This is a genomic window from Halostagnicola bangensis (assembly GCF_054653435.1).
The window spans coordinates 465,100-477,175 of sequence record NZ_BAAIGG010000004.1 but is presented as its reverse complement, the minus strand read 5'-3'; the positions used below and the strand labels follow the sequence as shown (position 1 = coordinate 477,175).

At 56.8% G+C, this 12,076-nt stretch carries 10 protein-coding genes; 7 read left to right on the top strand and 3 right to left on the bottom strand.

Features of this window, described 5'->3' with window-relative positions; all coding sequences use genetic code 11:
* Window positions 1–118 precede the first annotated feature (118 nt).
* From ACYQ14_RS21840 to ACYQ14_RS21815, 6 genes are all read left to right on the top strand, one after another.
* Window positions 119–793 (top strand): metallophosphoesterase family protein, encoded by a 675-nt coding sequence (locus ACYQ14_RS21840; protein ID WP_459891455.1) that lies wholly within the window; start codon window positions 119–121, stop codon window positions 791–793.
* A gap of 246 nt (window positions 794–1,039) precedes the next feature.
* The gene (locus ACYQ14_RS21835) at window positions 1,040–1,936 is read left to right on the top strand and encodes a bile acid:sodium symporter family protein (protein ID WP_459891453.1); all 897 of its coding nucleotides are present in this window, start codon (window positions 1,040–1,042) and stop codon (window positions 1,934–1,936) included.
* A 183-nt stretch (window positions 1,937–2,119) separates the two neighbouring features.
* Window positions 2,120–3,616 (top strand): amidase, encoded by a 1,497-nt coding sequence (locus ACYQ14_RS21830; RefSeq protein WP_459891451.1) that lies wholly within the window; start codon window positions 2,120–2,122, stop codon window positions 3,614–3,616.
* Window positions 3,617–4,314: 698 nt separating this feature from the next.
* On the top strand, window positions 4,315–5,547 hold the full coding sequence (locus ACYQ14_RS21825; RefSeq protein ID WP_459891449.1) for a hydroxyacid-oxoacid transhydrogenase: 1,233 nt from the start codon (window positions 4,315–4,317) through the stop codon (window positions 5,545–5,547).
* A gap of 1,049 nt (window positions 5,548–6,596) precedes the next feature.
* Complete coding sequence (locus tag ACYQ14_RS21820; RefSeq protein WP_459891447.1) at window positions 6,597–7,406, top strand: aldo/keto reductase; 810 nt, start codon at window positions 6,597–6,599, stop codon at window positions 7,404–7,406.
* Window positions 7,407–7,527: 121 nt separating this feature from the next.
* Complete coding sequence (locus ACYQ14_RS21815) at window positions 7,528–8,331, top strand: sugar phosphate isomerase/epimerase family protein (RefSeq protein ID WP_459891445.1); 804 nt, start codon at window positions 7,528–7,530, stop codon at window positions 8,329–8,331.
* Between the two features lie 56 nt (window positions 8,332–8,387).
* Here ACYQ14_RS21815 and ACYQ14_RS21810 read toward each other — a convergent pair whose 3' ends face one another.
* Window positions 8,388–8,573 carry a hypothetical protein gene (locus ACYQ14_RS21810; protein ID WP_459891443.1) on the bottom strand — a complete coding sequence of 62 codons (186 nt, stop codon included), beginning with the start codon at window positions 8,571–8,573 and terminating at the stop codon, window positions 8,388–8,390.
* Window positions 8,574–8,865: 292 nt separating this feature from the next.
* On the opposite strand from ACYQ14_RS21810, the gene ACYQ14_RS21805 reads away from it, so the two are divergent.
* On the top strand, window positions 8,866–9,930 hold the full coding sequence (locus ACYQ14_RS21805) for a glucose 1-dehydrogenase (protein ID WP_459891441.1): 1,065 nt from the start codon (window positions 8,866–8,868) through the stop codon (window positions 9,928–9,930).
* Between the two features lie 47 nt (window positions 9,931–9,977).
* Here ACYQ14_RS21805 and ACYQ14_RS21800 read toward each other — a convergent pair whose 3' ends face one another.
* Entirely contained in the window at window positions 9,978–11,117 is a 1,140-nt protein-coding gene (locus ACYQ14_RS21800) for an ABC transporter ATP-binding protein (protein WP_459891439.1), read from the bottom strand.
* A 79-nt stretch (window positions 11,118–11,196) separates the two neighbouring features.
* The gene (locus ACYQ14_RS21795) at window positions 11,197–11,985 is read right to left on the bottom strand and encodes a carbohydrate ABC transporter permease (RefSeq protein WP_459891437.1); all 789 of its coding nucleotides are present in this window, start codon (window positions 11,983–11,985) and stop codon (window positions 11,197–11,199) included.
* Between the last annotated feature and the right edge of the window lie 91 nt (window positions 11,986–12,076).

The following is a 12,076-nucleotide window of genomic DNA, read 5'->3' as shown; positions in this document are numbered from 1 at the left end:
CCAGAGTAGGCGTGTCGGTTATTGGGTCGCGGTAGTGGGGCATTCGTATCCGGCTTCGCTCACAACCCATACCGAGCAAGCTTAACGACTTTTGCCGGCGCGCCCGTACTCCGATTCAATGTTCGTCCTCGGCGATGCTCACGCTTCCACGACGGACCGACGTGAGGCACTGTTGGCTCCGTATCGGATCGAAGACCCAGACGCCGCACTTCACGTCGGCGATCTGGAGCACTACGACCTCCCCGCGGCGACCTGGTTCGTCGCCGGCAACAACGAGGACCTCGACGTGATCGACGCTCTGCGGACGGGCGAGCGATCCAATGGCGTTCAAAGCGCCCACGTCGAACCCGTCCGAAACGCGAACCTGCTCGCGAGCACAGTCACAGAACTCGACGGGCGGCGGATCGGCGGCCTCTCCGGAAACTACGCATCGACGCAGTACGAGAAGCCCCGAAGCGATCTCGAGAGTGATCGGCGGCGACACTTCACGAGCGAGGATGTCGAACGCGCCGCGAACCTCGAGGACGTCGACGTCTTCCTGACTCACGAGGCCCCGACGGGGCTGTTCTGGTACGGGTACGATCCCGGTTGCGAGCACGTGACCGATCACCTGGAACGTCTCGAACCGGACCTCTGTCTCGTCGGACACCACCACCGCCACCACGAGGCCGAAATCGCGGGCGTACAAACCGTGAGCCTCGCACCCGTCTGGGAGCGGTACTACACGCTGGACCCCGACGAGTTGACGCTTGCGGACCACGAAACGCCCGCGGAGGCGGAACCACCGCCGTGATTTCTGAATAGCCGGAGCCAAAGCGGAAGACATCCATATCCTCGACCGTCGATCGTACACTCGCGGGGAGATCAGCAGGAATTTTCGCCGAAACGTCTCTGCGTAGTTTCATCGATGCGTGTCACCGGTTCCCGTTCGGACCTCCCTTGAAAAGGCCTATAGGTATCCCTTGGAATACTCGCCGTTATTAGCCGACACACAGGTCGCATCTGGACTGCCGTTCGATCGCAACGTTCGCTTCTCGTCGTGATAACGGCCACCCTCGCCGGTGTGGCGTACCCTGGGTTCGCAACCCCGATTCAACCAGTGATCCCGATTCTCGTCACGGGGTTGGTCTTCACGGCGTTTTACGGGTTCAACCTCGAAGAAATCACCACGCAGAATATCTCTACACCGGTACTCGTCTCCCTCGTCTGCCTCTATCTGGTCGTACCGGTCGCGCTGTATCCCGTCGCCGCCGTCGTTCTCTCCGGGGAGATATTACTCGGCGTCCTGATCGTCCTCTCTGCACCGCTGGCCGCCGGGAGTTCGATCATCTGGACGCGTCTGAGCGGCGGGAACACGGTACTGGCGACTGTCATCGTCCTCGTCTCGATGGTCCTTTCGCCTCTCGTGACTCCGTCTCTTATCACATTCTTTGCCGATTCGGCGGTTACTATCTCCGTATCCGAGATGGTCGTCGAACTCACAGGTATTATTCTGGGTGCGGGGGTCCTCGCGTATCTCGTCCCAGCGGGGACCGTGTCCGACGATCAGTTGGATAGCTTCTCCGTCACGACGATCGGTGTTCTGATTTACGCCGGAGTCGGCGGTTCGGCCCTCGCTTTCGATGTCTCTCAACTCCTGTTCGTCGGCGGTATCGCGGTCGCGGCGCTCTGTCTCAGCGCGGGGGCCGCGTATGGATTGTACGTACGCGGAATGCGAAGCGCCGATTGCCTCTCCGTTTTCTTCGCGAGTTCGATGAAAAACCTGAGCGTGTCAGTGATGGTCGGCGCAGTGTTTGGAGGGGGAGCGATTATCGCCAGCATAACCGCGTTTCACGTCGCACAGCAGGTCGTCTGTAGTTCCCTCGTTCAGCGCCTCAACGCGCCCACCCGTTCGCAGTTGTCGGAGACCGTCACAGCTCGACGACTCGGCGACTAACCGGATTATCGGGTTTTCACAGATCGTGATTTCCCCGCATAGAGTCGGTTGTCCCTGTGTACCGGTTTGTCGCCAGATCGGGGTGGCGAATGGCCGGAAATGACTGACAACCGACCCTATCAGACGACGAATGTCACTGCAGCTGAATCAAGATATTTGTCGGGACGTAATGAGATGGGCACTATGCCGATCCATCCACCAACCGAAAAAGACCTTCGAAAACTGGGCGAATCGATGTTTCTCGACCTCCGACCCGAGGAGCTCAAGGTCTTCCGGGAACTGATCGTCGACCGGCTAGATTCCTACGAGACGATACAGTCGTACGATCCCGAACCGCGACCCAGGGGAACGGAGCCTCGTCTCCGGAATTCGGGCACCAGAGCGACCAACGACCCCCACCACGCCTGGGTCTCTCGCTGTTTCGTCGAAGGCGACGAGGACGGCGACCTCGAGGGGTGGGACGTCGGTATCAAGGACAACATCTGCGTCGCGGGCGTCGAGATGACCTGCGGATCGAACGTCGTCGAAGGCTACGTCCCTAACGTCGACGCCACGGTCGTCACCCGCTTGCTCGAGGCCGGCGCGGACGTGGTCGGTAAGACTAACATGGACGACATGGCGATCACCGAAACGGGCCACAGCGCCTTCGGAACGATCACGAACCCGCACGACGATGACTATCTGGCCGGTGGCTCGAGCGGGGGAAGCGCGGTCGCAGTCGTCGAAGGCGAGGTCGACGCCGCGATCGGCACTGATCAGGGCGGGAGCATTCGGTTACCGGCCGCTTTTTGTGGAATCGTCGGGCACAAACCCACCTACGGGCTCGTCCCGTACACGGGCTGTGTCGGGTTGGAACATACCATCGATTACCCGGGGCCGATGGCCGCCGATGTCGAAACGACCGCGCGGATGCTTTCCGCGATCGCCGGCAGTAACAATGCGCACCTCCGGCGGCCGAGTACGGTTCCCGTCGAAGAGTACGAGGAGGCCCTCAAGGGCGACGCGTCTGCGTTGTCCATCGGCGTGCTCGAGGAGGGGTTCGGAAGATCGGGCGGTGACCCGGCGGTCGACGAGCAGGTACGCGATTCTCTGGCATCCCTCGAGGACGAGGGTGCAACCGTCGAAGACGTTTCAGTACCGTTGCATCGAGAGGCCCCGAAGGTCCACGCTGTCTGTATGAACGAAGGGCTCGTCGCCGCGATGAGCGGTCAGGGGGTGGGCCACAGCTGGAAAGCGTGGTACAACACGTCCTGGGTCGAATCGTTCGGTAAGTTCCGACAGGCCCAGAGCGACGATTTTCCGGCGATGTTCAAGCTAGCGCTGCTCATGGGCGCGTACACGGCCGAACGATATCACTCCCGGTTCTACGCGGCCGGGATGAACCTCATGGTGGACCTGGCCGAGCGCTACGACAAGGCACTCGAGGAGTACGACGTCCTCGCCATGCCGACGGTGAACGTAACCGCACCCGAGTGCGACCCAGATATGGACGAGTTCGAACGCATTCGAGAACTCGAGATTCCCGGGAACAACTCGCCGTTCAATCGGACCGGACATCCGGCGGTGAGCGTTCCCGCGGGGCAGGTCGACGGGCTTCCCGTCGGACTTATGCTGGTCGGCTCGCGGTTCGACGACTCGACCGTCCTCGACGCTGCATACGCGCTCGAAACGGTGCGATAACTGGCGGCGAACATCGACCGAGATGGCTGGAACTCGTCTCCTTGCCGTTGCGGTTTCTGGGATCAGTCATATCTCAGTCCGTTGGACTGTCACAGGACTGTCCGATGGTCACTGTACAACTTTCAGTACTGTCATGTGTTGATCATCTAGCCTCGCGAAGTAAGATCACGAACGAAGGCTATACTATGGGATATCGACCGATCAGCGAATATCGTATTATCGAAAACGACGATCGATACGTGCTCGTCGATCAGGACGGAACGATCCGAAACCGGGCGAACTGCTCGGAAACTTCCCGCAGATGTTCAGTCACATCGGCTTGCTCAATAGCGCGATTTACCTCGCGAGTGCGCGTGAAGACGCGAGACCGTTAGAACACGACCCGCAGGAACGGAAAACTGACTTGCAACCGTTGTTCAGAAAATAATCGGGGGACGACGGTCCAGGGTTGTCCAGTGGGAATCCACCTTCACTGAATCGGCCGTGAATCACCGAACGAGACCGGTAGCTGTCTTTTTCACTGAACAGTCCACGAGCTCACCAATTACTAGCTGACATATCCAACTGTAATTCGGCGCTAGTATGGGAAAACAGTTCTAATTTGCTCGAGGCCCTCTCCGCTCGGTTGAAAATGCAACGCGAGTTTATCATGATTGTAGAAACATAATTACGTTCTGAGATCTCGATGCTAATTACGAATGCACGATCCCGAAACCGTCTGGGACTTCGCGACTGCGGACCGGATCAAATTCGGCACCGGCGCAAGCGAGGAGCTCGGAGACGAACTCGCCGACCGCGACATCGAGAGTGTTCTCGTTGTAACCGACGACCAACTGCGGGAAACGGGAACCGTCGAGACGACCCTCGAGTCCGTCCCCGAACGGATCGACGTCTCGATCTTCGACGGTGTCGAGCCCGATCCCGGTATCGCCGTCTATGAATCCGCGATCGCGACCGCTGGCGAGCACGACCCGGACGCGGTCGTCGGAATCGGGGGCGGAAGCTCCCTCGACGTCGCGAAAGTTACCGGGGCCCTCGCCGACTCGGATCGGGAGGTCCTCGAGTACGTCGCGCCGCCAGTCGGCGGCGGCGAAGCAGTTCCGGACTCCGACGTGCGGGTCGTCGGCATTCCGACTACCGCCGGAACCGGTTCCGAGAGTTCCCCTGCCGCAGTCGTCTCGCTACCCGAAAGAGAGCTCAAAGTCGGGATCTCGAGTCGGCACCTGTTTCCCGACCTCGCGATCGTCGACCCGTTGCTCACGGTGACGCTTCCCCCCGCGATCACGGCGTCGTCTGGAATGGACGCGCTCACGCACGCTATCGAAGCCTACACGACCCGACGCTTCGACACGAAACCGGCTCCTGACCGGGCCGGTGACCGGCCCGATTACGGCGGTCGAACGGAGTTGACCGACATGTACGCAGAGCGCGCGATCGAACTCATCGCCGGTAGCTTACAGCGGGCGGTCAACAACGGCTCCGACGTGGAGGCAAGGCGTGATATGTCGCTCGGAAGTCTCCTCGCCGGAATCGCGTTTACCAACGCCGGACTGGGAGCGACCCATGCGATGGCGTATCCCGTTGCCGGCGAGAATCACACGCCACACGGCGTCACCGTCGCGGTTCTGTTGCCCGAAGTGATTCGATACAACTCGTCGACAGCAGTCGATCGCTATGTCCGCATTGGCGAACTCCTCGGTGAGGATCTCACGGGGGTCGACGATCGGTACGTCGGCGAACGAGCGGCGATCGCCGTCGAGTCGCTTGCCGCCGATATCGGCATTCCGTCCGGTCTCTCCGAGCTCGGCGTCGACAGCGAGGACGTTCCTCGGTTGGCCGAAAAAACCGAAGAGATCCAGCGCCTGCTCGTCGGAAATCCACGACGGTTCGAGCGGGAGGGTCTCGAGGACGTTCTCGAGGCGGCTCGGTGACCCGGTTTGATCTCGAGCACGCGAAACCGAACGAACGAGTGTGAGCACGCGGGTGGCGGACGCGACGAAGATTAGGTGGGGCGATCGCACAAAAACGAGGCTAGTCGAAAATACCCGATAAAGAGATCGATAAATAGCAGTCGATATTGTACAGTTTAATCAATTCTATAACTGTATAACGTTACTTCTCGAGAGTGTCTAGAATTAGTGCAATTAGCTTCACTTCCAAATATACTATTATTCAAATACCAAAAGAAAATTTTTTGGTTATATTACTCTTTTATCCAGGTACTACATTATTTAGCACCCATTCTGAACTCTCTCGATTCGAAGAGAGTCTGGATCGAGACGAAGAGCCACATAGTATTGCTAGTAAAACAAAATACAGATGCGAATTTACTACGCTTTTGCAACCGGCTATCGGTCACCACCGGTGCGATGAAACACCCCTCGAGCAAGCGTTCCGGCTCGATTCGATATCTGATTACACACATACACATGTAAACAATTGCCAGAATCGTAGAGCATCCCTGGCGTCCCTCAAGGGAGTCCGCAAACCGTTGGCGAGCGCTCGACGAATCGTCGCTAGCGTTTGAAGGTCACGAACGACGAGGTAAATCTGATTCGGTTCGGACCCACCCAGATCACAGCGACAGGTGAAATTGAACGACGTGTCTTGGCGCATTCAACGGATTTGAGGCGGAACAAAGCCGTTTTATCACTCCACTCGAGTTCGCCGAATGATTCGATGATCGGGTCTCGTTCGCACGTCCCAAATCGTCGTATTGGCCGACCTGAACGTCGCGAGATCAATACTGCAGTATTCATTCGGAGAAACCGGACATCGCGAGGATCGTTCAGGAAACGTGTATACTAAGGAGAACATATCTGTTTGCGATTTACGAACGCGATGCAGTGGCTTCGTTCCGACGCCACCGACAGTGCGGTCGGCTCGGTGTGGAGGTGTCGTTAGTTCGACATGGCCCTCAGGCCCGAAGAAGACAGTTGCGATAAGAAGCTATAAGATTCTTCCGCGAATTGGAACGCTTGTGCTTGATCGAGAATCTTACAGCCTCGGGTTCGGAACGTACAGTCTCACAGACGAAGACGGTATCGACTCACTCGTCACTGCGATCGAATCGGGGTACCGTCACCTCGATACCGCTCGGTTGTACGGGAACGAACAAGAAGTAGGGGACGCCATCGACCGCGCGAACGTCGACAGAGAGGAGTTGTTCGTTGCGACAAAAATCGCCCACTTCGAAGAGCCGGATCCGGATCCCGAATACGTCCGGTCCGGAGTTGCGGATAGCCTCTCACGACTCGGCTTCGACACGATCGATCTGCTCTATCATCACTGGCCACAACAGCAAGCCGATATCGAAACGGTACTGCCGGTCTTCAACGACCTCGTCGAAGCGGGGGTCGTCGACCGAGTCGGCGTCAGCAACTACACGCCATCCGACCTCGAGAAAGCCGACGACCTCCTCGAGGTTCCACTGTACGCACTGCAGGCCGAAATGCATCCGTTGTTGCCACAGGAGACGCTTCGAGACGCCGTCTCTGAACGGGACGCATATTTCGTGGCCTACTCACCGATCGCACAGGGAGAAGTCTTCGATCTCCCCGAGATTTCGGCGATTGCGGACAAACACGAGACCGACGAGGCAGCCGTCACGCTAGCGTGGTTGCTCTCCAAAGAGAGAGTTGTCCCGATCCCACGGTCGCAAACGCCGGCACACATTCGAGCCAACAGAGCCGCACTCGAACTCGATCTAGACGACGAAGATATCGAACAGATCGACGCACTCGAGCGTCGAAAGCGGTGTGAAGATCCAGAATGGATGGAGTGGGAGTAACGACTACGCGGGAATTGACGATTCCTTCGACGTCGTCGCTCTTGACCTGCTAAACGGATATAACACCACGAGAGTAGGGAACAACCCCAATCTATTTGTAATACAGTCCCAATTCGGATATATGGGAATCGGATACACGACCATACTGTACGATCAGGAAACAGTACGGACCGGGCTCAGCGATATCAGCGCCTGTCAGTACGACGGCGTCGAGATCGGGCTCGAAAAAGTTCGACACGCGGGAGCCACTGCCCTCGAAGAATGGCTCGAGGAATACGAACTTGAACTCTACTGTGTGATGGCAGAATGGCCGGTCGATGAGGCGGCTGTCGAACGCATCTGTGACGGTGCCCAACTCGTGAGCGATCTCGACGTCCCGTTCTATGGATTTCTCCCGCCCGAGCGACATCGCGAAGACCAGGAAACGCTTTCGAACTGGTTAGACAGGATCGGAAGGGCCGCGGCGGATGCTGGTGTCAGGCCACTCATCCACCATCACGGGGCGACCGCGATTGAACAACCCGACGAAATCGAATTCTGGTTGGAGACCAGCCCCGACAATTTCAAACTCTTATTCGATACAGCCCACTACTATCCGTACGCCAGCGTGACGGATGGAATCGAGCGTTTTGCAGACGACATCGAGTACGTCCATTTCAAGGATGTCGATCCGCCAGCAAACTTCGACAACCACGTCGCCGCGCTCTCTTCGGAGTCCCACCATCTCGATAACACGATAAATTACTTCCGTTCGTTTACAGACCTTGGTCGAGGTGTTCTGGACTTCGAGACCATATGCCGAGAATTAGAACAGATCGGCTACGATGATCACATCACGGTCGAAATCGAAAATCAAAGTGAATCACCGCTTATCCACGCGAAAGAAAACTACGACTTCATGGAAGCGCTCACTGACCGGAACTAAAGTTCGCCCGGTGGCCGACACGATTCTCTCGGCTACTACCCAGCAAAGAGACGCAGTTACGAAAGAGCAACAGCGATCGGCCCGTCAGTCCGTGCCGATTCGGACGCCGCCTCCGTAACTGTCGTCGCTCGAAGAGCATCTCGAGTCGTTGCGGTTACGAGAGCATCAAGCGGTTCAGCGTCGAGGAGTTCCTCGAGTGTTTCGTCGCGTGCGGCTGGCGGGTCATCGAAGCTGTCTCCCACCTGGGTTCTACTCCCAGCACTACCGTCAGAAAGGGCACAAAGGTCCGTCTGTGGTTGCCGTCAGACTTGTTTGCCGAGCATTGTTCCGGGTCTGTCGCTACCAAGCACTGCTGTCTGATACACGATAGCGTTGTGAAGAATTCGTCGAATCTCGGGCTGCTAGTACACCGGACTACGCATCCGAGCGAACGGTTCGTAACCAAGTCAACACATACCTGTTCGATAGGCACGAGCCAAGACAGCGCCCCCGGAAAAACTAAACGTGGAAGCGGCGAAGGCTAAATTGGTTGGTATGAAGGGGATCGCACTTCCACGAGGAGAGACAGAACCGCATGTTATAGAGAAGGAAAAGCCCATCCCAGCAGATAACGAGGCACTCGTCCGAACGCTCGCTGTCGGAATCGACGGCTCGGATAGACGGATCATCGCCGGCGAAATCGGCGAGCCACCCGACGGTGAAGATCATCTCGTAATCGGACACGAGGCAGTCGGTATCGTAGAGGACCCGAACGGAACCGAGCTAGCCGAAGGTGACGTCGTAGCACCGATGGTTCGACGGCCCGTTGACGGCCACTCGAAGTACGCCGAACGGGGCGAACTCGATATGGCTCCGCCAGGGACCTTCCACGAGCGAGGCATCCTCGGCGCACACGGGTACATGGTCGAATACTTCACCAGTCAACCGGAGTATCTGGTTTCGGTGCCCGAATCGCGTGCCGAATACGGTTTCTTCGTCGAGCCAGCAAGCATTGCCGAAAAGGCCCTCGATCAAACGTATGCGGCCCGCTCAGGATTCGATTGGCAGCCCTCGAGTGCACTCGTGCTCGGGAACGGAAATTTAGGCCTTACCGTGCTCGCTCGGTTAGCGTCCGAAGACGCGTTCGACGACATCTACTGTTTGGGCCGTCGTGACCGGCCCGACCCGACAATCGACTTCATCAAAGGGATCGGCGGGACGTACGTCGACTCGAGAGAAACCCCATTGAGTGAGTTCGCTGCCCAACACGAACCAGCGGATTTCATTTTCGAAGCGACGGGGTACCCAAAGCACGCGATCGACGTTGTGAAAGCCCTCGGCCCGAACGGTGTCGCAGCGCTACAAGGAATCCCCAGCTCGTTGGAGGTAGAGATCGACGGTGGCGAGTTCCACTCGGAACTCGTAGTCAGCAACAAGGCACTCCTCGGTATCATTAACTCCCGGAAACGCCACTTTCAAAGCGCAGTCGAGTGGCTCACTGAAACACCCGAAGATGTGCTCGACAAACTCGTTACGGGCATCTACGAACCCCAAGAGATCGATCAGGCGATCGAAAACGATGCGGCGGTCATCAAGACCGTCGTCTCATTTGATCAATAAAACCACGGCGTCGTTCTCGAAAAGCACACTAAAATAGTGGGCGTCAGTTACGAGTCAGGGACATTCGGTTTCGACTGAACAATCTCCTCAGTTTCGATTCGTTCGCCGGAGCTCTGTTCAAACGCATGCAAGTGCTCTTGTTCAAACTCGAGCCACACGGTGTCTCCACGTTCGACCGAGAGCGAGCCGGACGCAGTAACGGTAAACTGCAGGTCCTCGGAACTCAGATCACCGAAGGTGATGTCGATGTGTTGTTCGTTGCCGAGTGGTTCCGTGACTTCGACCGTCCCTGGAATGCAACGTGGGTTTTCCGTCGTACGGACCGCTACGTGTTCGGGACGAATACCGAGTGTGAACGTCCCGTCCGTTCCGTAAGCCGATGCGATGTCGTCGTCGAGTTCGAACTCGAACTCAGCGCCGTCTATCAACGGACGAACAACGGCACCATCTTTCTCGACTTCGAGAAAGTTCATCGCAGGACTTCCAATGAAGCCAGCGACGAATCGGTTCACCGGCTGGTGGTAAATTTCGTCGCCAGTTCCGACCTGCTGGACGTTCCCTTTGTCCATCACGATCAGTTTGTCACCAAGCGACATCGCTTCTTCCTGATCGTGTGTGACATAAAGCGTTGTCACGTCGAGTTCTCGCTGGAGCCGTTTAATTCGCGTTCGCATGCCCATCTTCAGCTTGGCATCGAGGTTTGCGAGTGGCTCATCCATCAGGAAAACCGCCGGTTCACGGACGATCGCTCGTCCGAGGGCAACGCGTTGTCGCTGTCCGCCGCTAAGTTCGCCGACGCTTCTGTCGATGAGTTCCGAGATTTGCAAGATATCGGCAGTCTCCTCAACCCGTCGATCTCGTTCCTCTTTCGAAACGCCGGCGATTTTTAATGGATAGCCAATATTTTCGCCGACCGTCATGTGTGGATACAGTGCGAAATTCTGGAACACCATCGCGATATTCCTGTTTTTCGGATGGACATCGGTGATATCCGTTCCATCGACGAATATATTTCCATCGGTCGGTTTCGTTAGCCCAGCCAGACATCGCAACGTTGTCGTTTTTCCGCATCCGGAGGGGCCAAGCAAGACCGCAAACTCACCGTCTTCAACCGTTACCTCTGCGTCTTCGACTGCTATTGTATCTCCGTATCGTTTTTCGACTGAGTCGTATTCTACTTTGACCATGCGTATTCACCTGTGTTAGTCGCGTAATCGTAACCCATACTTGTAATGCTGTCGTCCACAAAGCGCCACGAATTCGCTCTCATCCGTCAACCCCCATACTGAATCCGCGAACCAGTTCGTCTCGAACGATGAACGCGAAGATCAACACCGGGATCATCGCGATCGTCCCGGCGACGCTGATCAGTTCCCACTGGATCGTGTACTGGGTGATCAGCGAGGATAGGCCGACCGGGAGAGTTGCCGCATCTGCACTGTGCGTGATGATCAGCGCGAACAGGAGCTCGTTCCAGGTAATGATCATCGCGAAGATGCCTGAAGCAAACAGACCTGGCTTCGCTAACGGAAGGACGATCTTAAAGAAGGCCCCGAGATGTGTGTGGCCATCGATCATCGCCGATTCGACGAGACTATCGGGTATTTCATCGAAGAACCCTTTCATCATCCAGACGACGAACGGGACGTTGAACATGACGTACAACAAGATCAGTCCCGGTAGCGTATTCACAAGAGCGATATCTCGGAAGATGACGTAGATCGGAATCGCAACGACGATCGGCGGCATGAACCGTGTCGAGAGAATATAGAAGGGTAAGTGAAAGTCAAGATCGTACGGCCAATCGAACGCCACGAATCCGTACGCAGCACACGCTCCAAGGAAGGTTGCAATGATCGTCGTCGCAATCGTCACGATCATACTGTTGAGGATGAACCGCCAGAACTCCGGCCGCTGGGTGAACAAAACCACATAGTTGGAGATTTCCATCTGCAGTGGAATCCACTGTGGCGGGAAGGTCAATAGCCCTTCACGGGTCTTCAGCGATCCAGTGACCATCCAGTAGACCGGAAACAGCGTCCAAAGCAAATACATGGACAGTCCACCGTATATCGCTACTCTGGACCACTTCGTTCCCGCGTATTCGTTGTACAACTTTTCGAATCGACCTGGCGTTTCAAACACA

What these genes read in the sequence shown, in the direction of transcription:
- ACYQ14_RS21825 (WP_459891449.1), top strand. Translation starts at nt 4,315, where the DNA reads ATGCACGATCCCGAAACCGTCTGGGACTTCGCGACTGCGGACCGGATC.
- ACYQ14_RS21800 (WP_459891439.1), bottom strand. Translation starts at nt 11,117, where the DNA reads ATGGTCAAAGTAGAATACGACTCAGTCGAAAAACGATACGGAGATACA.
- ACYQ14_RS21805 (WP_459891441.1), top strand. Translation starts at nt 8,866, where the DNA reads ATGAAGGGGATCGCACTTCCACGAGGAGAGACAGAACCGCATGTTATA.
- ACYQ14_RS21830 (WP_459891451.1), top strand. Translation starts at nt 2,120, where the DNA reads ATGCCGATCCATCCACCAACCGAAAAAGACCTTCGAAAACTGGGCGAA.
- ACYQ14_RS21840 (WP_459891455.1), top strand. Translation starts at nt 119, where the DNA reads ATGTTCGTCCTCGGCGATGCTCACGCTTCCACGACGGACCGACGTGAG.
- ACYQ14_RS21815 (WP_459891445.1), top strand. Translation starts at nt 7,528, where the DNA reads ATGGGAATCGGATACACGACCATACTGTACGATCAGGAAACAGTACGG.
- ACYQ14_RS21795 (WP_459891437.1), bottom strand. Translation starts at nt 11,985, where the DNA reads ATGTATTTGCTTTGGACGCTGTTTCCGGTCTACTGGATGGTCACTGGA.